This is a genomic window from Hymenobacter busanensis (genome assembly GCF_008727865.1).
Classification (GTDB): domain Bacteria; phylum Bacteroidota; class Bacteroidia; order Cytophagales; family Hymenobacteraceae; genus Solirubrum; species Solirubrum busanense.
The window spans coordinates 1-24,832 of record NZ_VTWU01000007.1; the positions used below are offsets into that span (position 1 = coordinate 1).

A 24,832-nucleotide genomic window follows, 5' to 3' on the forward strand; every position below is an offset into this window, starting at 1 on the left:
CCGCGCCCCCCCGCTGGTCCCGCCCGGACCCGAGCGGGGGGGCGCGGCCCGTTTATACCCACCCACCCCCCGCAGCGCAGCCCGGCGGTATGTTCTGCTAGGGCTAAGTTCTCTTAATCCAACTCTTAAGTGAGCTGCATTGCTACACAAGCGGTGCAGCTTTTCTGCATTAAATGGTGTTACCTTGTTGTAACTAGCTCTGCTCACATGATTTTAACTTACCCTTGGGCCTTGTTAACCGGCCTGCTTGTCATAATTCCAATTGCTCTGCACTTATTCGAATTGCGCAGACCGCAAAAAATACTGTTTACAAATCTTCAATTTATCCGTGAGGTAAAACTGGTTACTGCTCGCCAACGCAGGCTACAGCATTTGTTGGTTTTGCTTTTCCGCTGCTTGTTTGTTATTGGTCTGGTACTATGCTTCTGTCAGCCAATCATCCCTGTTGAGGATACAAGAAAAATAAGCTCTAATGGGCTCAATGTAATAGTAGATGCCTCAGCAAGTATGCAGGTAGGGGCATCAGTCGATGAAACGGCTTGGGATGCGGTGTTGGCTAATGCTACAAGGCTTCCAGAGATTTTTCCGGCAGCTCGTTATGAATTATTTTCTACGGCAACTCCTAGAGCAGTTGGAGGGGCTGAGTACATTGAAAAATTAAATCAATTAGCCGTTGGCGGTAGAGAAGAATTGTCAAGCAGTTTGGCAAGGCTGCGGCAGCAGCTGATCCACAATAAAAGGGAAACAACTTTTATCTTCTCTGACTTTCAGCGCTCTGATTTCTCGGCTTCGGAAATCGAGTATCTAAATGGAGTAGGCGATGTTTATTTGGTTGCTGCTGGTAATAAACCGGTTGCTAATGTGTATGTCGATAGTGTAAGCTTGGGTGATGAAGTGGTACGTGTTGGAGACGAACTTCACCTAACTATTAATTTACGTAATGGTGGAGCATTAAATGCCAGCAAGTGTGGGGTCCGCGTGCTGGTTGGTAAGACGCAGGTTTTTTCCTCTACGGTTGATATCCCCGCTAATTCAGGGCTGACAACAGAAGCCAAAATCAACGTGCCCAATGCAGATACGCAACTGTGCAAAGTTGAACTTGTAGATGATGCTGTGGCTTTTGATAATGACTTTTATTTTACACTGCAGCCTGCAGCCAAGGTTGGTATTCTGGACATTGTAGATAAGCAATCTGCGCTACGGAATGCTTATTCCAATGAGCCTAGTTTTACGTATTCTAATAATCCTTCATCTTCAGTAAGAGGGGTAAGCCAAAAGAATTTTGACTTGGTTTTTCTGCAGGAGGCAAAATCAATTAGTTCGTATTTACGAGCTGACTTAGTTGCGTTTGTGCGGAATGGCGGGAAATTGGTAATAATTCCTTCGTCTGATGTTAAATCGAAGGACAATTATCAAAGGCTATTTGCTGATTTGGGGTTATCGTCCATCCGATTTCGACAGGGAGCCGAACCCAAAGAATTGCGCGAGTTGGCAGCTCCTAGCAGTCAGAATCCTTTCTTCCAGAATGTATTTGCCGAGCAGACACGGCGACCAGATATGCCCAAGGCGGCTCCTGTACTCACTTGGAGCCGAGCTACTTCGGACGTGTTGAGTTTCCGTGAAGGAGATGCTTTTCTCTCTGGGTTTAGCAGTGGGGCCGGAATGGTGTATGTATTTGCGGCGCCTCTTAGCGGTGGATACTCCACCTTATTGGATAATCCGTTGTTTGTTCCGGTTATGTATCGGCTGGCCGCCATGAGTTCTTTGGCTACTCAGGCGCCTGCTTATCGACTAACGGCCCGCGCGATAGATGTGCTGGCAGTGAAAGCACGCGGCGCTGAAGAAGCGGTATACAAACTGGTAGGCGACACCGCTACTTATGTGCCCACCCAGCAAATACGTGCCGGGCGGTTGGTGTTGCAAGTGCCACCTGCGATGCGCAAGCCCGGGTTTTACACCCTTACGCTCGATGACAAACCGGTAACGACGTTGGCATTCAACTTGGATAAGCGTGAGTCGGAATTGGCTTGCTACTCGGTTGCTGAGTTGCAACAGCTGGCTGCCAAGCACAGCAACATCCACGTTTATGATGCTCGGAACCCGCAGGCGATAAGTACCGGGTTGTGCGAAACCAGTATGGGCACCACACTGTGGCGCTATTGCTTGCTGCTGGCGTTGCTAGGGTTGCTAGGCGAAGTGCTTACGTTGCGCTTCGGGCGGCGTGCTGCGGCTGTACCAGCACACGCCGTTGCTGCCTAGCCAGAAGGGCTGTCAAATGCCTAACTTGCTGCCCGTAGCCGCCCAGCGGCAGATGCGTGCATGAAAAAGAATCCTGTTGTCCAAACGGCACTCCGGTTTGGCTTTGGCGTGGCGGTGCTGTGCCTCGTGTGGTCGTTGATTTTATATTGGACGGGGCAGAACCCGTTTGGCCCCAAACGTTTGATTTCCGCTTTTTGGCCGCCAATTGCGGTGCTGCTGAGCCAGTGGTACGTGCGCCGGTATTTCCAGCCCGACGGCCCTGGGTTGAAAAAGGCATTGCTAACAGGAGCCCTGACGGCGGCAGTAGCGGCCGTGCTTTCGGCCGGGGCGCTGTACGGGCTGGGACGCTGGAGCGGCCCCCGCCTGATCGAAGAAAACCGCGTGCAGATGGAGAAGATGCTGGCGGCCGAAAAGGCCAGCTACCTGAAGCTGCAAAACGGTGCCCAACTCTACGAAACCCACCGACTGGGAATTGCGGCCACGCCTCAAGCCCTGGCCGCCGACGATTTTCAGAAAAAACTGCTGCTGGGTTTACTCCTGGCTATTCCGGGAGGCATATTCTTCCGGAAATAAGTCCTTTCTTGCTGCGTCCAAACTTCTACCAAACCACCATGGAAAACACCACTACGCCTGCAGTTACTCCTTCATCGGTTGGCATCCGCTACGGCGTGCTACTAGGCATTGTCAGCATCATCTTTTCGTTGTTGCTGTTTATGACCAACAGCGACCAGTCGCCACTGCGCTGGGCGGGCTTGCTTATTTCGGTGGCGGCTATTTGGCTGGCGCACGGGTACTTCAAAAAGCACAACGGCGGGTTTATGTCGTTTGGCCAAGGCCTGACCATTGGCTTGGTCATGTCGGTTGTTTCGGGCGTGTTGAGCAGCATTTTCAGCTACATCTACATGACCTTCATCGACCCGAGCTACATGGAGCGCCTGATGGAAAAGACGCGCACCGAGATGGAAGCCAAAGGCACCATGAGCGACGAGCAGATTGACCAGGCTATGAGCATGATGAATAAATTTTCGGGCGGGCCGATGACCTTGGTGTTCGGCATTTTAGGTGCCCTGATTATCGGATTGCTGATCAGCCTAATCGTTTCAGCCATTACCAAGCACAACCGCCCCGAGTTTGAGTAAACGCACCCCGCATTCGTTCCCGGTTGAGCTATCGGTGGTTATTCCCCTGCTCAACGAAGCCGAATCCTTGCCCGAGCTGACCAGCTGGATCCAGCGTGTGCTGCAGCAGCACGGCCTCAGCTACGAAGTCCTTTTGATTGACGACGGCTCGACGGATAACTCCTGGGACGTCATCGAAGACCTGGCCGACGCCGACCCTGCCCTACGCGGCATTCGGTTCAACCGCAACTACGGTAAGTCAGCCGCCCTTGACACCGGTTTCAAGGCGGCTCGGGGGCGCGTGGTGTGCACCATGGACGCCGACTTGCAGGATTCGCCCGAGGAACTGCCGGAGCTTTACCGGCTCATTACCGAGGAACGATACGATCTGGTGAGCGGGTGGAAGAAAAAGCGCTTCGACCCGCTCTCCAAAACCATTCCCACCAAACTCTTCAACGGCGTTACGCGCAAGCTCTCGGGTATTCAGCTGCACGACTTCAACTGCGGGCTGAAAGCCTACGACCACCGCGTGGTGAAGAGCATTGAGGTGTACGGCGAGATGCACCGCTACATTCCCGTCATTGCCAAATGGGCGGGGTTCCGGCGCATTGGCGAGAAGGTGGTGCAGCATCAGGAGCGGAAATACGGTACCACCAAATTTGGTCTGGAGCGGTTTGTCTACGGCTTCCTCGATCTGCTGAGCATCACCTTCGTGAGCCGCTTTCGGCAGCGGCCCATGCACTTCTTTGGCACCATGGGCACGCTTTCGTTCCTGTTCGGCGCCATTATCACGCTGTGGCTGGTGGGCGAGAAGCTGTGGCTGGCGGCCCACGACAAAGCGTGGCTGCTGGCGCACGGTCTGCGGGCCCGCAACGTTACCGATCAGCCGCTTTTCTTCCTGGCGCTGGTAGCCGTAATTGTGGGTGTGCAGTTGTTTCTGACGGGTTTTCTGGCCGAAATGGTGTCGCTGACGGGCCGCAAGAAAAACCAGTATCTGGTGCGCGACACCGTGAACACCGTTAGCTAGTGGGCATCCGCGTCGTCATCATCGGGCCGGCGTACCCGCTGCGGGGGGGCTTGGCTACTTACAACGAGCGGCTGGCGCGGGCTTTCCGCGCAGCCGGCGACGAGGTGCACCTCGTCACGTTTTCGCTGCAATACCCCGACTTCCTGTTCCCCGGCCAAACCCAGTTCAGCACCGAACCCGGTCCGGCCGACCTCAGCATCGACGTCAGCATCAACTCGGTGAACCCGTTCACATGGCTGAAGGTGGGCCGGCAACTGCGGCGCGAACGGCCCGATCTGGTCATCTTCCGCTTTTGGCTGCCGTTTATGGGGCCCGCGCTGGGCACCATTGCCCGGCTGGTGCGCGGCAACGGCCACACCCGCGTGGTAGCCATAACCGACAACGTCATTCCGCACGAAAAGCGCCCCGGCGACCGGCCGCTCACGCGCTATTTCCTGGGCGCTTGCCACGGTTTCGTGACGATGAGCCGCGCCGTCCTGGCCGATTTGCGCCGCCTGCACTTCCGCCAGCCCGCGCAGTACCAGCCCCACCCGCTCTACGACAACTTCGGCCCCATCCGGCCGCAGGCTGAGGCGCTGCGCACGCTCGGTCTCGACCCCGCCTACCGCTACCTGTTGTTCTTCGGCTTCATCCGCGCCTATAAGGGCCTTGATGTATTGCTGGAGGCCTTTGCCGACGAGCGGCTGCGCGAGCTACCGCTCAAGCTCATTGTGGCCGGCGAGTACTACGAAGACGCCGCGCCCTACGAGGCCCTCATCCGGCAGCACAACCTGGAACACCGTCTCGTGCGGGCCACCGACTTCATTCCCAACGAGCGGGTAGCCGACTACTTCTGCGCCGCTGACCTCATCGTGCAGCCCTACAAAAACGCCACCCAGAGCGGCGTATCGCAGATTGCCTACCACTTCGAGCGGCCGATGCTGGTAACGGACGTGGGCGGTTTGGCCGAGCTGATTCCTGACGGCGAGGTGGGCTACGTGGTTCCACCCACGCCCTGGGCTATTGCCGATGCGCTAGCGGATTTTGCCACGCACCCCGAGCGGCAGGCGCACTTCGAGGAAGGCACGCGTCGCTACAAGCAGCAATTCTCGTGGAGCGAGATGGTGAAGGCCCTGAAAGCCGTGGCTGGTTCAGCCCATAGCTGAACAGGGTGTTTCCAACCTCAGTAGACGTTTAACGAAGCTGAAACCATTCGTTTCCGTGCCAAGTGGACGTTCAACGTGGCCAGAAACAATCGTTTTGGTGCTCGGTCGATGTTCACCCAGGGCAAAAACGTTTGTTTCTGTGCTCGGTCGATGTTCACCCAGGGCAAAAACACCTGTTTCCAGGCTCGGAAACTTCCACCGAGCCTGGAAACAGGTGTTGCTAACGGGGAGCCTAGGCTACAGTGGCAGACTTTCCTGCACCGCTGCGAAGACCTTCTCGGCCGGCAATTCCTCCATGCAGCTGGTGCCCAGCTTGCAGGTGCCGCGGTAGAAACACACACACGGCCGGTCGGGCTGCACAATCTGTCCCCGGCCGTAGAGGTCAAATTCGTAGGGATTAAAGATGTTGTTCATCAGCACCGTGGGCTTGCGCAGCGCAATGCTGATGTGCATGGCCATGGTCACTTGCGTCACCACCAGGTCCATCTGGTGCACCAGGTTGATGAACTGCTGCAGCGGGAAAGTGCCGGGGTATGCCGCGCCGGTGGCGGCGTGCAGGCGTTGGTTCCGTTCGTCCTCGGCCGCGCCGCCCAGCAGCACGGGCTGGTAGCCGGCGCCACGGAGCTGCTCGATGAGCTCAATCCACTTTTCGTCGGACCACAGGCGGGTGGTCCACCGGTCGCCACAGCCGGTGTTCAGGCCCACGCGGCGGCCGGCGGGTGGCAGCATCGGCCACTGAAAACCTTTGTCGTCGTGGGTGTCGAACACATACTCTTCGCCCCGGAAATCGAAGCCGCACAGCTCGAAGATTTCCTGCACGTAGGGCTTGCGGTTATCGAGGCTGAGCTGGTCGAAGACGCCGGTGAGGAATTTGTGGTTGGCCAGGTCGTTGGCGGGCCACACCACGCCGTCGTGCGGGCGCAGAGCATAGCCGAACTTCTGCGCAGCCTTGATGCAGTTGAGCAACGCGCCGGCTTCCTTGTCTTTGTCGAGGTTGAAGAGCAGGTCGAACTCGCGGCCCTGCAGCTGCACGATGCTGCTCAGCTCAAATTTCAGCACCTCGTCGGGGCCGTCGGTGGCAGGCAGAATGGCGGGGGTGTGCGTGAGCCAGGTAATGAAGCAGCCGGGAAATTCCTGCCGCAGGCGGCGCAGCAGCGGCGTGGTCCGAATCACGTCGCCAATGGCCCCGAGCTTGATGATGAGGATGCGGTGTTGCACGGGGGCATACACGGGGCAGTCCTGGCATACGTAGCCGTGCTCTTTGTTGGGGCGGCAGGGCAAGTCGCCACGGAAATGGCGGCAGTCGGGGTGAACGGTGACGCCGTGGAGGTCGGGCATAAAGCAGGCAAAACTGGGAAGACGCCGCGAAGATAGGGCTTCCCCGGAAGGCCTGCCGAATCAGTCGGCGGCGAAAAACGCAGGGCTGGTTGCCGCAGACCGGGAGAAAAGCACCCGTTGGGCCTCGGGTTGTGAGTGGTGCTTCGGCACGCCAGAGCCAAGGCGGCTTTGGCCGCTGTCAGCTAAATCGGTGAACTGCGTGGCCGCCGGTAGCGCGCTGCTAACCGGCCCTTTGGGGAGGGGCGAAGACCATGGGAGGGCAGATACGGTAGGCATAAGGCAGTCCAGATGATACTTCTAAATGTCCTAAGCCAAGCCTGGTGTTGCAATACCTGCTTTCTGGTATTTTGAGCTGCTCGTGCTAGATCAAATCGAAAGCCCGGGCGTATTCCATCAGCTCAAACACGGAAGTGGCATCGAGCTTTTGGCGGATATTGCGGCGGTGCGTTTCGGCCGTTTGAACCGAAATGAACAGCTTGTCGGCAATTTCTGCCGCCGTGTGGCCCCAGGCCAACAAGCGCAGCACGTCCCGTTCGCGGGCACTTAGGCGCGCAAACATATCCGAATGCTGCCGCAGAAACTGGTTTTCGTCGATCAGGCGCTGCACCTTGGCGGCAAAGTGGTTTTCGGGGTGGAGCGGAACCGCCAACCCCATTACCAGCAAGGGCCCGCCGTGTGCATCGCACAGCAGCCGGCGCATGGAAGTGAGGTACCAGCTCCAGCCTTCCCGCTCGGTGGTGCGCACTTGCTGGTAAAAAGTGTGGACTTCGGGCACGTCGTTGGCATACATGAGCTGGAACACCCGCGCCATGTATTCATCCGATTCGACGGCATTGAAGTAGGTGGGCGAAAAGGCCGGCCCCAAGGCCCGCAACTCTTCCAGCGTGGCCCCCAACAGCTCCAGCCCCCATTTCGACAAGTATCGCACGGTTTGGGTGGGCACGTGGTGAATGATGACCACGGCAGGGTACTCGTCGGCGGTGGCGGCAATCTCCGCTATTTTCTGGTCGATGCGTTCTTCGTCGGACATGCAGTAAGGGGAACGGTGGAGAGTGTACCGGCTGGTTTCTGGACTTGGCGGAATAGCCGGGAGCGGGGTGGCAACCGGCAGCCGGAAATCAAATCAGGTCGAAGGCGCGGGCATACTGGCCAAGCTCAAACAGGGAATCGGCGCCGAGCTTCTGGCGCAGGTTGCGCCGGTGGGTTTCCACCGTTTGCACCGAAATAAACAGCCCTTGGGCAATTTCCCGGGCGCTGTAGCCCAGGGCCAGCAACCGCAGAATTTCCCGCTCACGCAGGGTGAGCCGCGAGTAGGCCGCGCCGTTTTGCCGCAGGAAGTTGTTCTCGTCGAGCAGGCGCTGCACCTTGGCCGTCACGTGGCTGTCGGCGTCGATGGGGCAGGAGTAGGAAATAATCAGCAGCGGTAGCCCGTCTTCCCCGCGCAGCAGCAGCCGAACGGTGCTCATGAACCAGCTCCAGGTAGTGCATCCGGCGGTGCGAACCTGCTGGAAAAACGACACAATCAGGTTGAAGTCGTTTTGAGCCACCAAGGCCCAGATTTTGGGCACATACTCCGCCGATTCTTCGGCGTTGAAAAAGCGGCTGTGGTAGTCGGCACCCAGGGCCAGCAGCTCTTCCTGCGTGGTTTGCAGCAGCGCCAGCCCCATAGCCGACATGTATTCCACCGTGCGGTGGTGAACGTGGTGGATGATGATGATGCCGGGATGCTGGTCGGCGGTGGCGGCTATTTCGTCGATTTTGGCTTGAACAACATGCTGAAAACTCATGCAGCGAGGGGCAGGTACGGTGAGTGGAAGGCAGGGCGGCAGCAAAAAAAACGCGGACAAAAGTGGCAGTCTACCCCTTCATCCGCGCTCCTCTTCTGGTCGAGCCGACTCGGCAAAGTACAAGCTCAATAGCGTATCAATATATAGGGAATTATTGGCAGTTCAAGAGAAGGAAGACAGCAAGGAATGTGTGGTGGGGCGCTTCGCAGCGAAGCGCATGACAATCAAGGCGCTATTTTTGTTGCTTCAGGGGCAGTGGCTCCCACAATATGCTTATGCACGGGCCGGACTACCAGGAACACCGCGCCCAATCAGGCGCCGGTGTAGCCCCAGGGCGTGAGCTGCCGCAGTTCGGCTTTTACGCTCTCCTGCACCGCCAGCGTGTCCACAAACGTCCGGATCGTGCTTTCTGAAATGGCTTCGCCGGTGCGGGTCAGGGCTTTGAGCGCGTTGTAGGGGTCGGGGTAGTTTTCGCGGCGCAGAATGGTCTGGATGGCCTCGGCCACCACGGCCCAGTTGGCTTCCAGGTCGCGGTGCAGGGCCGCTTCGTCGAGGGCGAGCTTGCCCAGGCCGCGCTGCAGCGCATTGAGGGCAATGAGCGTGTGGCCCAGCGGTACACCCAAGTTGCGCAGCACGGTGGAGTCGGTCAGGTCGCGCTGCAGGCGGCTGATGGGCAGCTTGGCCGCCAAGTGCTCCAGCACGGCGTTGGCCAAGCCCAGGTTGCCTTCGGCGTTTTCGAAGTCGATGGGGTTGACCTTGTGCGGCATGGCCGACGAACCGACTTCGCCGGCCTTGATGGTTTGCTTGAAATACCCGAGCGAAATGTACTGCCACACGTCGCGGGCCAGGTCGACGAGGATGGTGTTGAGGCGCTTGAGCCCGTCGCAGGTGGCGGCCAGGTGGTCGTAGTGCTCGATTTGGGTGGTGGGGTAGGAGCGGTGCAGGCCCAGCTGCTCGTTCACGAATCGGTTGCCGAACGCGTGCCAGTCGATGTGCGGGTAGGCCACGTGGTGGGCGTTGAAGTTGCCGGTGGCGCCGCCAAATTTGGCCCCAAACGGCACCTGCTTCAGCAAGACCAACTGGGCCTGCAAGCGCGCCACAAACACCTGAATTTCTTTGCCCAGCCGCGTGGGCGACGCCGGCTGGCCGTGGGTGCGGGCCAGCATCGGCACGGCGGCCCATTGGCTTGCCAAGGCCAGCAGCTGGTCGGCCAACTGCTCGTAGGCGGGCACGATTTCGCGGTGCAACGCCTCGCGCAAACTCAGCGGCACGGCCGTGTTGTTGACGTCCTGCGAAGTGAGACCGAAGTGGATGAACTCCTGAAAATCGGTCAGCTCCAGCACCGCAAACTGGTCGCGCAGCCAGTATTCCACGGCTTTCACGTCGTGGTTGGTCACCCGCTCGTGGGCTTTCACGGCTTCGGCGTCGGCCTCGGTAAATTCCTGGTAGAGCAGGCGCAGGCGCTCGAACACGGCGGCGTCTACGCCCTGCAGTTGCGGCAGCGGCAGCTCGCAGAGCGCAATGAAATACTCCACTTCCACCAGCACGCGGTAGCGAATCAGGGCCAGCTCGGAAAAAAAAGCGGCCAGCGGCGCCGACTGGCGGCGGTAGCGGCCGTCGAGCGGCGAAAGGGCGTTGAGCGGGGTGAGGGCGTCGTGAATCATAGAAGCAGGAGCGAGGCTTGGTCGGCCAAAGGTAGCGAACGGGCTGCGGCACCGGCAACGCTAACTCGGCAGCGGCGTAGGGGCAGATTGTGGTACTTTTGTAGCATGCGCGCTTGGGGTTCGGCACGAAAGTGGCCTGCGCCCCGCGCTTACCTTCCCGTTTCGCGAGTGAATCCGAAAGCCAAGAAAATAGTACTCTGGACCTTGGGCGCCCTGGCGGTGCTACTGCTGGTAGGCCTGGGCGTGTTTCTGCTGAAGCGCGAGCAGCTGCTCCGGTACGCGCTCGGCCAAGCCAAGCAGAAGATCGAACGCCGCTACCCGGTCACGCTCACGCTGGGCCCGGCCCGGTTTACAGACCTGAATTCGGTGCAAATCGACGGCATTGCGCTGGTGCCCAAGGGCTCGGCCGATACCTTGCTCACCGCCCGCAGCGTCAACGCCAGCATTAGTCTGCGGTCATTGTTTGCGCGCCGGCCGGTGTTCAGCAACCTGCAAATCGTGCGCGCCCGCCTCACGGCCCACAAAACCGAAGCCGGCGCCGACAACTACGGCTTTCTGCTGAAGAAGCGCGGCCAGGCTGCCGTGGCCCGCGACACCACCCAAGGCACCAACTACGGCCTGCTGGCCAATCAGCTGCTGGAAGCCGGCTTCGACAACCTGCCCGACGAAGCCGATTTCCGCGACTTCCTGGTGACCTACGACAGCCCCCGGCACCAAGCCCGCCTCACCATGCCCCAGCTCACCATCGACGACGGGGATTTGGCCGGTGAGCTGGCCGTGGTGCTCGATTCGGTGAGCAACCGCATTGGCCTGCGCGGCCACGTGGAGCCCGGCGACTACGAAGCCCAGGTGGAAGTGTACGGCCAGAACCGCCGGCCCGTGCTGGTGCCCTACGTGCAGCGCCGCTACGGCGCCCGCGTGCAGTTCGACACGCTACGCCTGAGCCTGACGGGCAAGGAAATGGACGACGAAAACCTGACGGTGCGAGGGGCCGCCTCGGCCGCCAACTTTGCCGTGAACCACCCCAAGCTGGCCACGGCCGACATCAAAGTGCGCCGCGGCGGGCTCGACTTTGTGGCTACGCTGGGCCGCAACCACGCCTCGCTCGACAAGGGCAGCGTCATTCGGCTGAACCGCATGGAGCTGTACCCGCAGCTGAGCGTGCGTCTGCGACCCGAAATCAAGCGCATCAACCCCGACCCGCGCATGCCCACGGCCAAGCCCTACACCGGCAAGCTGGCGGGGCTGGAAGTGGCCGTGAAAGTGGAGTCAGCCGAAACCAAGACCAACGACTTCTTCGCGTCGCTGCCCGAGGGCGTATTCGATGTGCTGCAGGGCGTGCAAGGCACCGGCACGCTGCAATACCGCATGAGCGCGGCCCTCGACATGACCCGCATCGACAGCCTGCAATTTGATTCGGGCCTGAAGAAAAGCGCCGATTTCAGCATCACGCGCTTCGGCCAGGTCGATCTGCGCAAGCTCAACACCGAGTTTCCCTACACCGCCTACAACGACAAGGGCGACTCGGTGAAAACCTTCCTCGTGGGCCCGTCGAATCCCGATTTTGTGCCGTTCGATCAGGTTTCCAACTACCTGAAATACGCCATTGTAACGGCCGAAGACCCGCGCTTTTTCACCCACAAAGGCTTTATGGAAAAAGCTTTCGTGAAGTCGGCCATCCAGAACATCAAGGAGAAGCGCTTCGCCCGCGGCGGCAGCACGCTCTCGATGCAGCTGGTAAAAAATGTGTTTCTGACCCGTGAGAAGGTGGTGGCCCGCAAGATTGAGGAAGCCCTCATCGTCTGGATTATCGAAAACAACCGCCTCGTGAGCAAGCAGCGCATGATGGAGGTGTACCTAAACATCATCGAGTGGGGCCCGAGCCGGTACCGCTGGCCCAACGGCGAGCGGGGCGTGTACGGCGTAGGCGAGGCTGCGCAGTTCTACTACGGCAAGGAGCCGCGCAACCTGAATCTACAGGAAAGCCTGTACCTAGCCAGTATCATTCCCAAGCCCAAGTACGCCCGCTACTCCTTCGATGCCTACGGTGACCTGCGCCGCAGCACGCGCTACTTCTTCCGCCTCATTGCCGACATCATGGCCGCCCGCGGCTACATTCCGCAGGACGAGGCCGACAACCTGAGCCGCTCGGTGAGCCTTACCGGCCCGGCCCGGCAGTTCATGAGCTTCGCCGCCCGCCCCGACACCACGCGCACCACCGCCGTGGCCGACAGCAGCCAGTTTGAGCCCATCAACCTCATCGACCTGCTGAACACCGGCGGCGCCAGCCCCGACGAAGGCGTGAACACCACCGCCCCGCGCCAGGACGAAGAGCCCGCGCAAGGCGACAAGAAAGGCAAAGACGGCGGCAAGTAGGCTTTGCCGGCCCAACCGCCCGATAAACCAAAAGCCCGCGCCAGATCTGGCGCGGGCTTTTTGATGTTAGACTTTTCCGTACGCGTCAGCTATTCGGCGGCTTCGTCAATTTCCTCCTCCTTCTTGGGCAAAATCAGCGACATCACTACCGACATAGCCAGCAGAAACGCAACCGTAAGCAAGGCCCATTCGGTGGGAATGGCGAAAAAGTCGTGCAATAGCAGCTTGCCGCCGATAAAGATGAGAATGAGTGAGAGGCCATAGTGTAGGTAATGAAACAGCTGCATGAGGCCGGCCAAGGCGAAGTACAACGCCCGCAGACCCAGCAGCGCAAACACGTTGGAGGTGTAGACAATGAACTTGTCCTGCGTAACGGCCAGAATGGCGGGAATGGAGTCGGCGGCAAATACCACGTCGGTGGTTTCCACCATCACCAGCACCACAAACAGGGGCGTGGCAAACAGCAGCTTTTCCTTGCGCACGAAGAATTTGCCCCCCTCGTACTTGTTGGTGATGGGCAAGTGGCGGCTCAGAAATTTCACCACCGGGTTGGATTCGGGGTCAATGTCCGGGTCGCCGCTGCTGGTGGCCATTTTCACGCCGGTATACACCAGGAAAGCGCCCAGCAGGTAGAGCGTCCAGCTGAACTTGGCAATGAGGGCCGCGCCCAGCACAATGAACGTGGCCCGCAGCACCAACGCGCCCAGCACGCCCCAGAACAGGATCCGGTGCTGATATTCACCGGGTACTTTGAAGTAGGTGAAAATGAGCAGGAACACGAACAGATTGTCCACGCTCAGGGCCTTTTCCAGCAGGTAGCCCGTCAAGAAGTTCATGCCCGCTTCGCGCCCCAGGTAGCGGTACACGAGGTAGTTGAACGTGAGCGACAGGGCAATCCAGAAGGCGCTCCAACTCAGGGCCTCCCGCATGCGCACCACGTGGGCCTTGCGGTTGAACACCAGCAAATCGAGCAGCAGCATGGCCAGCACAAACACGTTGAAGCCGACCCAGAACCAGGTATTGTTCATGCGGAGCAGAGGAGGCGCCGGCTGCAGCTTAGGGAAAGCCGCACAGCACCGTTGGAGGCCTTACCGAGTTTCGGGGGCTGGGGTTGCCGACGACGCCGAGTACGCCGGGCCGGCCGACGCGCTTTCGGCCGCCGCGGGATGTTCAAACCGCCGAAACCAGCTTTCCATCTTCATCTGCACCACGCCCAGCAGGGCTTCCTTGAAAATGCCTTTCGACATCTTGGAGGCACCCCGCGTGCGGTCGGTGAAGATGATGGGTACTTCCTTGAGCCGGAACCCGTACTTGTAGGCCAGCCACTTCATTTCGATCTGGAAAGCGTAGCCGACGAAGTGAATGCGCTCCAGCGGAATGGTGCGAAGCACCCGCGCCGTGTAGCACTTAAAGCCCGCCGTGGCATCCATGATGGGCATGCCGGTGATGAAACGCACGTAGGCCGAGGCAAACCACGACATCAGCACGCGGTCCATGGGCCAGTTCACCACGTTTACCCCCGTGATGTAGCGCGAGCCGATGGCCATGTCGTTACCTTCCGCGGCGCAGGCCTCGTAGAGGCGTACCAAGTCGTCGGGGTTGTGCGAAAAGTCGGCGTCCATCTCGAAGATGTAGCCATAGCCGCGCTGCAGCGCCCACCGGAAACCGTGAATGTAGGCCGTGCCCAGGCCCAGCTTGCCGCGGCGCTCCTCCAAATGCAGGCGCCCCGAAAATTCCGCCATCAGGCCCCGAACAATAGCGGCGGTGCCATCCGGCGAGCCGTCATCGATGATGAGCACGTCGAAGGCCTTGGGCAGCGAAAACACTTTCCGAATGATTAGCTCGGCGTTTTCCCGCTCGTTGTAGGTCGGTATGATGACGAGCGAATCGTTCATTAACTCAAAAGTAACAATTACGCCCGGCGGGCTGAGTTTATTTTTTCAGCCACCTGCTTGGCGCGGCGCAGGCAATCGGGAATGCCCACGCCGGCGCGCCAGTTGGCCACCGACCAGATGCCGTGCGTTTCCAGCGCATCGGCCGCCGCGTGCGCCGCCAGAATACGGGCGTCGAACTGCGGAATGCTGTGCTCCCAGCGGTATACCTGCTGAAAGCGCGGCTGCGCACCCGGCCGGATGCCGTAGTGGCGCTGCTGCTCCTGGCGCACGGCGGCCGTCAGCTGGTCGTCGGGCTGGCGGGCAGCCTGCTCGTACTGCGCCCCGCCCACGAAAGTGGTCAGCAGCACCTGATCGGCGGGGCTTCTATCGGGAAACAGCGAACTGGTCCACAAGGTGCCAGCAGCCACGGGTTGTTCGATGCGCGGGCTCAGGGCCCCAAAACCGTTGAGCGGGTGGGCCACGTCGGCGCGGTTGTAGGCGGTGTGCACCACCGTCATGGGTGGGTAGTGCACGGCGGCCAATGCCGCGGCCGAGGCCGCGTGGGCGGCGGGCAGCAGCGGCGCAGCCGCGTAGGTGGGCAAGGCCAGCACCACGGCGTCGAAGGGTCCGGCCGGGGCCGCCTCGGCTATCTGCAGAAGGTAGCGGCCGTCGGCAGTGGGCTGAATAGCCATTACGGTGGTGCTCAGGTGCAGGTGGGGCAGTTGGGCAGCCAGGGCGTCGGTCAATGCTTGCAAGCCGCCCCGCAGTGAAATAATGCGGCGGCGCGCCGCACCGCTCATGCTGCGGGCAAAACCCTTCAGTACCGAGCCGTGCTGCTGTTCCAGGGCCGCCAGCTGCGGAAAGGTTTTCGCTACCAGCAGCTGGTCCGGGTCGCCGGCATAAATGCCGGACACGAACGGGTTGACCGCGTAATCGAGAATTTCCTGCCCGAAGCGGCGACGGAAAAACGCTGCAATGGTTTCCCGCGGATTGGCCGGGGCGGCGGGGCGGCGCAACTCGCGCAGTACGCTGAGCTTGGCTTTCAGGCTGAAAAACGAGCTGAACAGCAACTGCTGCGGTTTGCCAGGCAGTTCGCGGGGCTGGCCGCCCCGCACCACGTAGCGGCGGCTGCTCACGGCGGCAGGCTCCTGGATCTGCTCGGTGAGGTTGAGCCGCGTAAGCAGTTCCTCTAGCTCGGCGCTCAGCTGGAGGGAGTTCGGGCCCAACTCCAGCACGTAGCCAGCGGGGTGGTGCTGGGTGCGCATGTTGCCGCCCGGCGTAGGGCCCGCTTCGAATACGTGGACGGTGGCCCCGCCCTGCTGCAGGTGCCACGCGGTGGCGAGGCCCGTGATGCCGCCCCCCAGAATTGCTACGTTCATACTCGGTGGAAAAACAGCCGAAGCGCAAAGGTAGACCACCATTCGCGGGAATCCGTGGTCTACCTTTGCCGGCCATGAACGACTTTGCCTCAGCCAAGGCTGTTTTCCTCGACCGCGACGGGGTTCTGAACGCCGAAATAGGCGACTACGTGTGGCGCCCTGCCGATTTTGTGGTGTTGCCCGGCGTACCCGAAGCCCTGCACGCCCTGCACGCCGCCGGCTACCGCCTGATTGTGGTGACCAACCAAGCCGGCATTGCCAAAGGCCTCTACGGCCCCGCCGACGTGGCCGCCTGCCACCAGAAGCTCCAGGAAGCCTGCGGCGGTATCATCGACGCGTTCTACTACGCGCCCGGTCACCCGTCGGTGTCGGAGTCGCTGATGCGCAAGCCCGGCTCGTTGATGCTGGAGCGCGCCATTGCCCGTTTCCGCCTCGACCCCAGCCAGTGCTGGATGGTGGGCGACCGGGCCCGCGACCTGGAGGCCGGCGCCCGGGCCGGGGTGCGCGGCATTCTCGTTGGCGAAACCGAGCCGGTAGCCGGCGCGCCTCACCTTGCCAATTTGCCTGCGGCGGCGGCTTATATTCTGCGGCACGATTCGGCTCGTCAGGCCTAAAAAAGCCCCGCCCGTTGTTCCTGTAGCAGAAACAACGGGCGGGGCAAAAGCTAGAGCCGAGGACTACTGACGCTCGGCCGGGGTAGCAGCCGAAGCCGTTACCGGCTCCGATACGCGGGTAGCGGCCTTGGTGTAGGCCGGGCACTTGGTGCGGTTGCAAGCGCCCAGGCCGAGGGTGGCCGCAGCCACGGTCAAAAGCAGAACTCGTTTCATGTGATGCAGAAGGATGGAATTAGGATGGCTACAAATTTAGCAAAGCCCCGCCGATTCTGCCTCACTAATTTTTGCGCGGCCCGGCGCTGATTCAGAGTGGCTTGCAACAGCCCTGACCGCTCACGTAAACAAACAGCCCGCGCGGCGGCCGAAACCACCCCGCGGGCTGTCGAGCGGCAGATGCCGGAAGGCTTACACGTAGCCCAGAATCCGCATCATCGATTCGGGGTCTTGCTCCGCTGCAAATTCCCAGTCGCGCACGGTGCCGTCCTCGTTCTTGTCGAGGATGACGTGCTTGGGCGCCGGAATCAGGCAGTGCTTGATGCCGCCGTAGCCGGAGAGCTGCTCCTGGTAGGCGCCGGTGTGGAAGAAGCCCACGTACAGCGGCTGCTTGGGGCCTTGCTCGGGCAAAAAAACTTGGTAGATGTGCTTTTCGGCGTTGTAGTAGTCCTGCGAGTCGCAGGTCATGCCGCCGAGCTGAATCTTCTTGTAGTTCTTCTCCCAGCCGTTCAGGGCCAGCATGATGAAGCGCTGGTTCAGGGCCCAGGTGTCGGGCAGGTTGGTGATGAACGAGCCGTCAATCATGTACCACAGCTCCTTGTCGTTCTGCAGCTTCTCGCCCAGAATCTTGTACACGTGCGCGCCGGACTCGCCCACCGTGAAAATGCCGAATTCGGTGAAGATGTGCGGCTCGGGCACGCCTTCTTCGCGGCAGATGCGCTGGATGGTACGCAGCACTTCCTCAATCATGTATGGGTAGTCGTACTCCTTCTGAATCGACGTCTGGATGGGCAGCCCGCCGCCGATGTCGATGGTGTGCAGCGTGGGGCACACCTTGCGCAGCTCGCAGTACTTGTGCACGAAGCGGCGCAGCTCCGACCAGTAGTAGCTGGTGTCCTTGATGCCCGTGTTAATGAAGTAGTGGAGCATCGTCAGCTCGAAGCGCGGGTCCTCTTTGATCTTCTCCTCGTAGAGCGGAATGGCGTCGGCGTAGCGCACGCCCAGGCGCGAGGTGTAAAACTGAAAGCGCGGCTCTTCGTCGGAAGCCAGGCGGATGCCCAGGTTGGCGCGCACGTCGTCGCGCACGTGCTCCTTGTAGTAATCGACTTCTTCCAGGTTGTCCAGAATCGGCATGCAGTTCACGAAGCCGTCGTTCATGAACTCGGTTAGGTAACGCTTGTACCGCTCGCGCTTGTAGCCGTTGGCAATGATGTAGGTCTGCTTGTCGATTTTGCCCTTGCCGTAGAGCGCCCGCACAATGTGCATGTCGTAGCCCGACGAGGTTTCGATGTGGATGTCGTTTTTCAGGGCTTCTTCCACCACAAAGGCAAAGTGCGAGGCCTTGGTGCAGTAGCAATACGTGTAGGTGCCCTGGTAGCCGATTTTCTGGATGCCGTCGGCAAACCACTGCTTGGCCCGTTGAATCTGGGAGCTGATTTTGGGCAGGTACGTCAGGCGCAGTGGCGTGCCGTATTTCTCAATCAGCCCCATCATCGGAATGCCGTGAAAGTGCAGCTCGTTGTTCTCTACGGTGAATTCCTGCGTGGGAAAATCAAAGGTTTGGCTGATCAGGTCGTGGTACGTGTCCATCGGCGGGCAAAAGGGGGGATGGTACGCGCGGCGGGGCGCGTGGACAAACGGCTGAAAAAGGGAGAATTACCGCCGGAAAGGCCGATTTACGGCGTTTTTTTCCGAACTTGCGGACAACAAAGATACCCCCTCGGGGGTGTTTTGGTTGTTGATTGTTCGTCGGCTCGCCGTGGAAGGTCCACCGGCGGCCGAGCCTAGCTGGGCGTTGCCGCGCCGCGCCACCCGTTGAGCACGCTCCGGGCGGCCCCGCCGGCCCCCTTCAATCGGCATACAACACCTTAAATTTTCTGCGATGTAGTAGATATGCGACGCATTAAGCTGATCGAAGTTCGGTCGGAACTCGGCGCTGGCACCCGTGGCGCCAGCTTGGGCATCGACGCCCTCAAAGTAGCTTGTCTGAACAAAGGCTCGGACTATTTCCGCCGCTTCAACTCGGTGGTGGTGCCCGACCAGAACCACGTGTTGTTCGACAAAAACCACTTTCCCTACGCCAAGCACATCGACGCCATCTACACCGTGCAGAAGGCCATTGCCAACTCGGTGGAGCAAACGTTGCGCTTCGGCGAATTTCCCCTGGTGCTGGCCGGCGACCATTCCAACGCCGCCGCCACCCTGGCCGGTATCAAAGCGGCCTATCCGCACAAAACCATCGGCGTCGTCTGGATCGATGCCCACGCCGATATTCACTCGCCTTACACCACGCCCTCGGGCAACGTGCACGGCATGCCCCTGGCCATGGCCCTCGGCGCCGACCACCTCGACTTGCAGCGCAACACGGTGGAGCCCGAAACCGAGTTCTTCTGGCGCCGCCTGAAAAACCTGGGCGAAGAAGGCCCCAAAATCACCCCCGACCACTTGGTGTACGTGGTCGTGCGCGACACCGAAGCCGAGGAAGACGCCATCATTGCCCAGAAAGGCATCCGCAACTTCAAGCTCGACGAGTTCCGCGCCAAAGGCCCGCGCCAGGTAGCCCGCGAGATTTACGAGCAGTTGCGCTTCTGCGACTTGGTCTACATCTCGTTCGACGTGGATTCCCTCGATTCCCGCTTCTCCAAGGGCACCGGCACGCCCGTAGAGCTGGGCCTCGACGTGCCCGAAGCCAAGGCCCTGTGCCGCGCCCTGCTCGAAAACGACCGCGTGGTGTGCTTCGAAATGGTGGAAATTAACCCCACGCTCGACTCCGAAAACACGATGGCCTCCAATGCCTTCGAGATTCTGGAAGTGGCCACCGAAGCCATTGAGGAGCGCCTGCGGCTCGATACCGTAACGGGGCGGTAGCTTTCAACGGCGCTAGGAGCTTGTCCCGCAGTGGTACTACGACACCGAGTTGTAGTACCACTATCGTTGTTCGGTTTCTGCGGCGGTCAAACAGGCAGCCCTTCACAAAATCCAGCGAATACGCAAAATCCGTCGGGCCCGTGGACTATCTTTGCCGCCGTGAAGCCGCTGCCTTTCTTCGTATTGAATCCAGTAGTGCGGTCGTTTCGGAGCCGGAACGAGCGACGAATGTAGCGTAAGCCTCGGGCCGACGCGGCAGCCACGGCTGCCGCGGGCCGGGTTTACGCTGTAGTCGTTTTCGTCTCCTTTCACTTGTTTTTGAGCGCGCTCCGGCCCGCCAACACAAACCCCCGCACCTCGTGCAACAACTCGAACAAGACCTCAAAGCGGCCCTCAGTACCGCTATTCAGCAAGCATTTGGCGCCGCCGTAGCCGCCGAGCAACTCACCATTCAGCCCACGCGCAAGGATTTCGCGGGCTCCTTCACCCTCGTCACGTTTCCGCTCACCAAGCCGCTGGGCAAAGGCCCCGAGCAAATCGGGCAGGCGCTGGGGGAGTGGCTGACCGCCCACGAACCCCGCGTGAAGGGCTTCAACGTGGTGAAGGGTTTCCTGAACCTGGAAATAGCCGACGCCGAATGGCTGCAGCAGCTGCGCACCCTGCGCGAGCAGGACGTGAGCCAGCCGCAGAACGCCGGCGGACCGCAGCGCGTGGTGGTGGAGTATTCGTCGCCGAATACCAACAAGCCGCTGCACCTGGGCCACTTGCGCAACAACTTCCTGGGCTACTCGGTGGCCGAGATTCTGAAAGCAGCCGGCGCCACCGTCACCAAAGCCAACCTGGTAAACGACCGCGGCATCCACATCTGCAAGTCGATGCTGGCCTACCAGCAGTACGGGCAGGGCGAAACGCCGCAAAGCTCCGGCATCAAGGGCGACCATCTCATCGGCAAGTACTACGTGCTGTTTGAGAAGCACTACCGCGAGCAAATCAAGCAGCTCGAGGCCGAAGGCGTGGCCGCCGACGTAGCCAAACGCGAGGCCCCGCTGATGCGCCACGCCCAGGAAATGCTGCAGCAGTGGGAAGCCGGCGACGCAGAAGTAGTGGGCCTGTGGCGCCAGATGAACGGCTGGGTGTACGAGGGCTTCGACGAGACCTACCGCACCATCGGCGTCGATTTCGACCAGTTTTATTACGAATCGGAAACCTATCTGCTGGGCAAAAAGCACGTGGAGGAAGGCCTGCAGAAAGGCGTGTTTTTCCGCAAGGAAAACGGCTCGGTGTGGGTCGACCTCAAGGAGGAAGGCCTCGACGAGAAGCTGCTGCTTCGCGCCGACGGCACCAGCGTCTACATCACCCAGGACCTGGGCACGGCCGAGCTCAAGTACGAACAGTTCGGCTACGATTCGTCGATTTACGTCATTGCCGACGAGCAGAACTACCACATGCAGGTGCTCAAGGCCGTGCTCCACAAGCTCGACAAGCCCTACGCCGACGCCATTCACCACCTGAGCTACGGCATGGTGGATTTGCCCTCGGGCAAGATGAAAAGCCGCGAAGGCACCGTGGTGGATGCCGACGAGCTGGTGCGCGAAATGATGGACACTGCCCGCCAGACCACCCAGGAGCTGGGCAAAATTGAAGGCCTGAGCGAGCAGGAAGCCGAGCAGCTTTACCACACCCTGGCTTTGGGTGCGCTCAAGTACTTCCTGCTGAAAGTCGACCCCAAGAAGCGCATGCTCTTCGACCCGCAGGAAAGCATCAACTTCCACGGCCACACCGGTCCGTTCATTCAGTACACCCATGCCCGCATTGCCCAGCTGCGCCGCAAGGCTGCCGAAATGGGCATTGCCGCCGACGTGAGCAACACCCTCACCGAGCTGCACGAAACCGAGCAGGAGCTGGTGCAGGCCTTGGCCGGCTACCGCGCCGCTGTGGCCGATGCCGCCCGCGCCTACTCGCCGGCCGTAGTGGCCCAGTACGTCTACGACCTAGCCAAAACCTACAACCGCTTCTACAGCGAAGTGCAGGTGCTGGCCGAGCCCGACGAGGCCAAGCGCAGCCTGCGGGTGGCGCTGTCGGCCCAGGTGGCCGACACGCTGCGAGCGGGGCTGAAGCTGTTGGGTATTGCGGCCCCCGAGCGGATGTAAGTATATTTGAGAAAGCGCCGGTGGCGCTTTCTTTTTGCCCATTCAGCACCGCGCCCCGCGCACGCTCCCCAGTGACAGAACCGATAAAATCCATTGCCGTGTACTGCGGCTCCAGCGCCGGCACCGACCCGCGCTTTGCCCAGCAGGCCGCCCTCGTGGGCGAAACCTTCGCCCGGCGCGGCATCACGCTCGTGTTTGGCGGCGGCAAGGTGGGCCTGATGGGCGTCGTGGCCGATGCCGTGATGCAAGGCGGTGGCCGCGCCATCGGCGTCATTCCCGCTTTTCTGGAGCAAAAGGAAGTGGCGCACCTGGGCCTTACCACCCTGGAGGTCGTCGACAACATGCACCAGCGCAAGCTCCGCATGGCAGAACTATCCGAAGGATTTATTGCCTTGCCCGGTGGATTTGGTACCTTGGAAGAGCTCTTTGAAGTACTGACCTGGGGCCAGTTGGGCTTGCACCGCAAGCCCGTTGGCCTGCTGAACGTGGCCGGGTTCTACGACGGCCTGCTCACCCTGCTCGACCACATGGCCCACCAAGGCCTGTTGCGTCCCGACCACCGCCACCAGCTTCTGGTGGCCGACGACATTGAAACCCTGCTGACCCACATGCACGCCTGGCAACCCCCCAGCGTGGAAAAATGGCTCACGCCTCCGCTTACCTAGCTCCGCTTGGCCGCACCCTCCTTTCCCGCGGGTGCAGCCGAACAAACGCCGCTTGCCGCTGGTTTGCCCAACGGCAACGGTTCCTAACCACCGTTCTTGCCATGAACTCTATGACCTTTTTTCCGCTTGCTCTGCTTCTGGCCGCCTGCGGCGGCCTCACCAAACCCAGTGCCAACCAAGCCACCGCCGCTGCCATGACCGAAACCACTACGCAACCCGCTGCCGCCAAAGGCTCCGTGTACGACTTTACGCTGACCAGCATCGACGGCAAACCCGTGAAGCTGAGCCAGTACAAAGGCAAGAAGCTGCTGATTGTGAATACGGCTTCGGAGTGTGGCTACACGCCCCAGTACAAAGAGCTGGAAGAGCTCTACAAAAAGCACGGCGACCGGGTGACGGTACTGGGTTTTCCGGCCAACAACTTTGGCGGGCAGGAGCCCGGTACCAACGAGCAGATTGCCACTTTCTGCGAGAAAAACTACGGGGTGAGCTTCCCGCTCTTCGCCAAAGTATCGGTGAAGGGCGACGACACCGTGCCGCTCTACAAATTTCTGGGCGACAAGTCGAAAAACGGCGTGACCGACGACAAGCCCGACTGGAACTTCTGCAAGTACCTCATCGACGAGCAGGGCCACGTGGTCGGTTTCTACAAGTCGAAAGTCAACCCGATGAGCGACGAGTTGATTGCCGCCATCATGAAATAACCGGGCGGCGCGAGCCAACCCGTTTCTTTGCATCCTTCGTCAGGCATCCGGCATGCAGGGTGCCCGGCGAAGGATGTCCGGTTTTTTATCTGCCCGCATTGCCCCCGCAATGACTTCTTCCAACCTTCCTGCCGCCGCGCCCAGCCCCATCTGGAAAGCCTGGGTATCGGCTTTTCGCCCTCGTACCTTGCCGCTGGCCCTGGCCAGCATTCTGATGGGCGCGTTTCTGGCGGCCAGTCGCGGCCGCTTCAACGGGGCCGTGGTGGCCCTTGCGGCTCTCACCACCATTCTGCTCCAGATCCTGAGCAACCTAGCCAACGACTACGGCGACTCGCAGAACGGCGCCGACAGCGTGCACCGCGAAGGGCCGCAGCGGGCGGTGCAGAGCGGGGCCATTTCGGCGGCGCAAATGAAGCAGGGCATGGTGGTATTTGGCGCGGCTTCCCTGGTGGTGGGCATTGCGCTGCTGTGGGTGGCGCTGGGTTTTGCGGGGCTGTGGGTGTTCGGTACGTTCCTGGTGCTGGGTCTGGCAGCCATCTGGGCGGCCGTCAACTACACGGCCGGGTCGCGGCCCTACGGCTACGCCGGCCTTGGCGACGTGTCGGTGTTCTTGTTTTTTGGGGTGGTGGGGGTGTGCGGCACGTATTTCCTGCAGGCCTACAGCCACGTGCAGGGATGGGCCGAGGCCTTGCCGCTGGAAATGCTGCTGCCGGCCGCCAGCCTTGGCTGTTTCTCGGCGGCAGTGCTGAACGTAAACAACATCCGCGACATTCGCTCCGACGGGCTGGCGGGCAAAATTACGGTGCCGGTGCGGCTGGGGCCGCGTCGTGCGCGCGGCTACCACTGGCTGCTGCTGCTGCTGGGGCTGGGCAGTGCCGTGCTCTACGTGGCCCTCACGTACCACTCGCCGTGGCAGTGGCTGTTTTTGGGAGCAGGGCCGCTGCTCGGCTTCAACGGCCTGCAAGTGTGGAAGCGCCAGGAGTCGATGCAACTCGACCCGCTGCTCAAACAAATGGCCATGAGCACGCTGCTATTTGTGCTGCTCTTTGGCGTGGGGCAGCTGTTGTAGAAGTGAGGTAGCAACTATGGCCCGCATTATCGACCAATACGATTCCTTTCACGCCCACAGCCGCGCCGAGTGGCGCGAGTGGCTGGCGCAGCACCACGGCACGGCGCCGGGTATCTGGTTGATTTACGACAAGAAGGCCAGCGGCAGGGTGCGCGTCAGCTACGCCGAGGCCGTGGAAGAAGCGCTGTGCTTCGGCTGGATTGACTCGTTGCCGCGCAAGCTCGACGCCGAGCGGGCCATGCTGCTTTTCACGCCCCGCAAGCCGCGCAGCGTGTGGTCGAAGCTCAACAAGCAGCGCGTGGCGCAGCTGGTGCAAGCCGGCTTGATGACGCCCGCCGGTCAAGCCAAAATTGATGTGGCGCGGCAGAACGGCTCCTGGGACACGCTCAACGATTCGGATAACTTGGTGGTGCCCGATGATCTGGCGGCGGCCTTGGCGGCTATTGCCGGGGCCCGGCAGCGGTTTGAGGCGCTGGCACCATCGGCCAAGAAAAACGCGCTGTACTACATCGGCAGCGCCAAACGGCCGGAGACGCGCGCTCGGCGCATTGCCGAAACCGTAGCGCAGGTTACCGCCTAGTA

The 24,832-nt window shown here is 60.6% G+C and carries 22 protein-coding genes; 13 read left to right on the forward strand and 9 right to left on the reverse strand.

From position 1 onward, the window contains the following. The first annotated feature begins 207 nt into the window (after positions 1-207). From F0P96_RS17275 to F0P96_RS17295, 5 genes are read left to right on the forward strand one after another with little or no spacing between them, the layout of a single operon-like run. Positions 208-2,259, forward strand: coding sequence for a BatA domain-containing protein (locus F0P96_RS17275; protein ID WP_160620454.1), 2,052 nt, complete (start codon positions 208-210; stop codon positions 2,257-2,259). Between the two features lie 60 nt (positions 2,260-2,319). Further along, entirely contained in the window at positions 2,320-2,832 is a 513-nt protein-coding gene (locus tag F0P96_RS17280; protein WP_151080186.1) for a DUF4199 family protein, read from the forward strand. Positions 2,833-2,870: 38 nt separating this feature from the next. Next, complete coding sequence (locus tag F0P96_RS17285; protein ID WP_151080187.1) at positions 2,871-3,398, forward strand: DUF4199 domain-containing protein; 528 nt, start codon at positions 2,871-2,873, stop codon at positions 3,396-3,398. Then, on the forward strand, positions 3,391-4,404 hold the full coding sequence (locus F0P96_RS17290; RefSeq protein WP_151080188.1) for a glycosyltransferase family 2 protein: 1,014 nt from the start codon (positions 3,391-3,393) through the stop codon (positions 4,402-4,404). Before F0P96_RS17285 ends, F0P96_RS17290 begins: the two co-directional genes overlap by 8 nt. Then, a complete protein-coding gene (locus tag F0P96_RS17295) occupies positions 4,404-5,549 on the forward strand; it encodes a glycosyltransferase (RefSeq protein WP_235917512.1) in 1,146 nt (381 codons plus the stop codon). Before F0P96_RS17290 ends, F0P96_RS17295 begins: the two co-directional genes overlap by 1 nt. Positions 5,550-5,786: 237 nt before the next feature. Here F0P96_RS17295 and F0P96_RS17300 read toward each other — a convergent pair whose 3' ends face one another. From F0P96_RS17300 to purB, 4 genes are all read right to left on the reverse strand, one after another. Then, positions 5,787-6,887 carry a glycosyltransferase family 9 protein gene (locus F0P96_RS17300; protein WP_151080189.1) on the reverse strand — a complete coding sequence of 367 codons (1,101 nt, stop codon included), beginning with the start codon at positions 6,885-6,887 and terminating at the stop codon, positions 5,787-5,789. A gap of 361 nt (positions 6,888-7,248) precedes the next feature. After that, a complete protein-coding gene (locus F0P96_RS17305) occupies positions 7,249-7,917 on the reverse strand; it encodes a LuxR C-terminal-related transcriptional regulator (RefSeq protein WP_201743866.1) in 669 nt (222 codons plus the stop codon). Between the two features lie 88 nt (positions 7,918-8,005). Next, positions 8,006-8,674 carry a LuxR C-terminal-related transcriptional regulator gene (locus F0P96_RS21360; RefSeq protein ID WP_151080190.1) on the reverse strand — a complete coding sequence of 223 codons (669 nt, stop codon included), beginning with the start codon at positions 8,672-8,674 and terminating at the stop codon, positions 8,006-8,008. A 311-nt stretch (positions 8,675-8,985) separates the two neighbouring features. After that, positions 8,986-10,338: an adenylosuccinate lyase gene (gene purB, locus F0P96_RS17315; RefSeq protein WP_151080191.1), complete on the reverse strand. Its 1,353-nt coding sequence runs from the start codon at positions 10,336-10,338 to the stop codon at positions 8,986-8,988. Positions 10,339-10,506: 168 nt separating this feature from the next. Here purB and F0P96_RS17320 point away from each other — a divergent pair, with 168 nt between their 5' ends. Beyond that, positions 10,507-12,714: a biosynthetic peptidoglycan transglycosylase gene (locus tag F0P96_RS17320; RefSeq protein WP_160620456.1), complete on the forward strand. Its 2,208-nt coding sequence runs from the start codon at positions 10,507-10,509 to the stop codon at positions 12,712-12,714. 89 nt (positions 12,715-12,803) lie between these two features. On the opposite strand, the gene F0P96_RS17325 is transcribed toward F0P96_RS17320, so the two are convergent. The 3 genes from F0P96_RS17325 to hemG are packed head-to-tail and all read right to left on the reverse strand — an operon-like array spanning position 12,804 to position 15,967. After that, positions 12,804-13,742 (reverse strand): TerC family protein, encoded by a 939-nt coding sequence (locus tag F0P96_RS17325; protein WP_151080193.1) that lies wholly within the window; start codon positions 13,740-13,742, stop codon positions 12,804-12,806. Between the two features lie 60 nt (positions 13,743-13,802). Continuing rightward, complete coding sequence (locus F0P96_RS17330; RefSeq protein ID WP_151080194.1) at positions 13,803-14,609, reverse strand: polyprenol monophosphomannose synthase; 807 nt, start codon at positions 14,607-14,609, stop codon at positions 13,803-13,805. Positions 14,610-14,626: 17 nt separating this feature from the next. Next, complete coding sequence (gene hemG, locus F0P96_RS17335; protein ID WP_160620458.1) at positions 14,627-15,967, reverse strand: protoporphyrinogen oxidase; 1,341 nt, start codon at positions 15,965-15,967, stop codon at positions 14,627-14,629. 74 nt (positions 15,968-16,041) lie between these two features. Between hemG and F0P96_RS17340 the strand changes: the two genes are divergently transcribed. Next, positions 16,042-16,581: a D-glycero-alpha-D-manno-heptose-1,7-bisphosphate 7-phosphatase gene (locus F0P96_RS17340; protein ID WP_151080196.1), complete on the forward strand. Its 540-nt coding sequence runs from the start codon at positions 16,042-16,044 to the stop codon at positions 16,579-16,581. Positions 16,582-16,644: 63 nt separating this feature from the next. On the opposite strand, the gene F0P96_RS21070 is transcribed toward F0P96_RS17340, so the two are convergent. Together F0P96_RS21070 and F0P96_RS17345 are read right to left on the reverse strand one after the other, a co-directional pair. Next, positions 16,645-16,794 (reverse strand): hypothetical protein, encoded by a 150-nt coding sequence (locus F0P96_RS21070; RefSeq protein WP_160620460.1) that lies wholly within the window; start codon positions 16,792-16,794, stop codon positions 16,645-16,647. 192 nt (positions 16,795-16,986) lie between these two features. Next, the gene (locus tag F0P96_RS17345; RefSeq protein WP_151080197.1) at positions 16,987-18,384 is read right to left on the reverse strand and encodes a type III PLP-dependent enzyme domain-containing protein; all 1,398 of its coding nucleotides are present in this window, start codon (positions 18,382-18,384) and stop codon (positions 16,987-16,989) included. Between the two features lie 303 nt (positions 18,385-18,687). Here F0P96_RS17345 and F0P96_RS17350 point away from each other — a divergent pair, with 303 nt between their 5' ends. The 6 genes from F0P96_RS17350 (at position 18,688) to F0P96_RS17375 (ending at position 24,830) form a co-directional block, all read left to right on the forward strand. After that, positions 18,688-19,662 (forward strand): arginase, encoded by a 975-nt coding sequence (locus tag F0P96_RS17350; protein WP_151080198.1) that lies wholly within the window; start codon positions 18,688-18,690, stop codon positions 19,660-19,662. Between the two features lie 359 nt (positions 19,663-20,021). Further along, positions 20,022-21,812 (forward strand): arginine--tRNA ligase, encoded by a 1,791-nt coding sequence (gene argS, locus F0P96_RS17355; RefSeq protein WP_151080199.1) that lies wholly within the window; start codon positions 20,022-20,024, stop codon positions 21,810-21,812. A gap of 71 nt (positions 21,813-21,883) precedes the next feature. Continuing rightward, positions 21,884-22,477: an LOG family protein gene (locus F0P96_RS17360; protein WP_235917513.1), complete on the forward strand. Its 594-nt coding sequence runs from the start codon at positions 21,884-21,886 to the stop codon at positions 22,475-22,477. A gap of 101 nt (positions 22,478-22,578) precedes the next feature. Then, complete coding sequence (locus tag F0P96_RS17365) at positions 22,579-23,181, forward strand: glutathione peroxidase (protein WP_420840978.1); 603 nt, start codon at positions 22,579-22,581, stop codon at positions 23,179-23,181. A gap of 109 nt (positions 23,182-23,290) precedes the next feature. Beyond that, positions 23,291-24,250 carry a 1,4-dihydroxy-2-naphthoate polyprenyltransferase gene (locus F0P96_RS17370; RefSeq protein ID WP_151080200.1) on the forward strand — a complete coding sequence of 320 codons (960 nt, stop codon included), beginning with the start codon at positions 23,291-23,293 and terminating at the stop codon, positions 24,248-24,250. A 16-nt stretch (positions 24,251-24,266) separates the two neighbouring features. After that, positions 24,267-24,830, forward strand: a complete 564-nt coding sequence (locus F0P96_RS17375) for a YdeI/OmpD-associated family protein (protein WP_151080201.1) — start codon at positions 24,267-24,269, stop codon at positions 24,828-24,830. Positions 24,831-24,832: the final 2 nt, after the last annotated feature.

Bases quoted from the DNA above. Each gene is read 5' to 3' on its own strand.
- purB (WP_151080191.1), bottom strand. From the start codon at position 10,338: ATGATTCACGACGCCCTCACCCCGCTCAACGCCCTTTCGCCGCTCGAC.
- F0P96_RS17375 (WP_151080201.1), top strand. From the start codon at position 24,267: ATGGCCCGCATTATCGACCAATACGATTCCTTTCACGCCCACAGCCGC.
- F0P96_RS17370 (WP_151080200.1), top strand. From the start codon at position 23,291: ATGACTTCTTCCAACCTTCCTGCCGCCGCGCCCAGCCCCATCTGGAAA.
- F0P96_RS17280 (WP_151080186.1), top strand. From the start codon at position 2,320: ATGAAAAAGAATCCTGTTGTCCAAACGGCACTCCGGTTTGGCTTTGGC.
- F0P96_RS17275 (WP_160620454.1), top strand. From the start codon at position 208: ATGATTTTAACTTACCCTTGGGCCTTGTTAACCGGCCTGCTTGTCATA.
- F0P96_RS21070 (WP_160620460.1), bottom strand. From the start codon at position 16,794: ATGAAACGAGTTCTGCTTTTGACCGTGGCTGCGGCCACCCTCGGCCTG.
- F0P96_RS17350 (WP_151080198.1), top strand. From the start codon at position 18,688: ATGCGACGCATTAAGCTGATCGAAGTTCGGTCGGAACTCGGCGCTGGC.
- hemG (WP_160620458.1), bottom strand. From the start codon at position 15,967: ATGAACGTAGCAATTCTGGGGGGCGGCATCACGGGCCTCGCCACCGCG.
- F0P96_RS17365 (WP_420840978.1), top strand. From the start codon at position 22,579: ATGAACTCTATGACCTTTTTTCCGCTTGCTCTGCTTCTGGCCGCCTGC.
- F0P96_RS21360 (WP_151080190.1), bottom strand. From the start codon at position 8,674: ATGAGTTTTCAGCATGTTGTTCAAGCCAAAATCGACGAAATAGCCGCC.
- F0P96_RS17330 (WP_151080194.1), bottom strand. From the start codon at position 14,609: ATGAACGATTCGCTCGTCATCATACCGACCTACAACGAGCGGGAAAAC.
- F0P96_RS17305 (WP_201743866.1), bottom strand. From the start codon at position 7,917: ATGTCCGACGAAGAACGCATCGACCAGAAAATAGCGGAGATTGCCGCC.
- F0P96_RS17345 (WP_151080197.1), bottom strand. From the start codon at position 18,384: ATGGACACGTACCACGACCTGATCAGCCAAACCTTTGATTTTCCCACG.
- F0P96_RS17340 (WP_151080196.1), top strand. From the start codon at position 16,042: ATGAACGACTTTGCCTCAGCCAAGGCTGTTTTCCTCGACCGCGACGGG.
- F0P96_RS17300 (WP_151080189.1), bottom strand. From the start codon at position 6,887: ATGCCCGACCTCCACGGCGTCACCGTTCACCCCGACTGCCGCCATTTC.
- F0P96_RS17325 (WP_151080193.1), bottom strand. From the start codon at position 13,742: ATGAACAATACCTGGTTCTGGGTCGGCTTCAACGTGTTTGTGCTGGCC.
- F0P96_RS17285 (WP_151080187.1), top strand. From the start codon at position 2,871: ATGGAAAACACCACTACGCCTGCAGTTACTCCTTCATCGGTTGGCATC.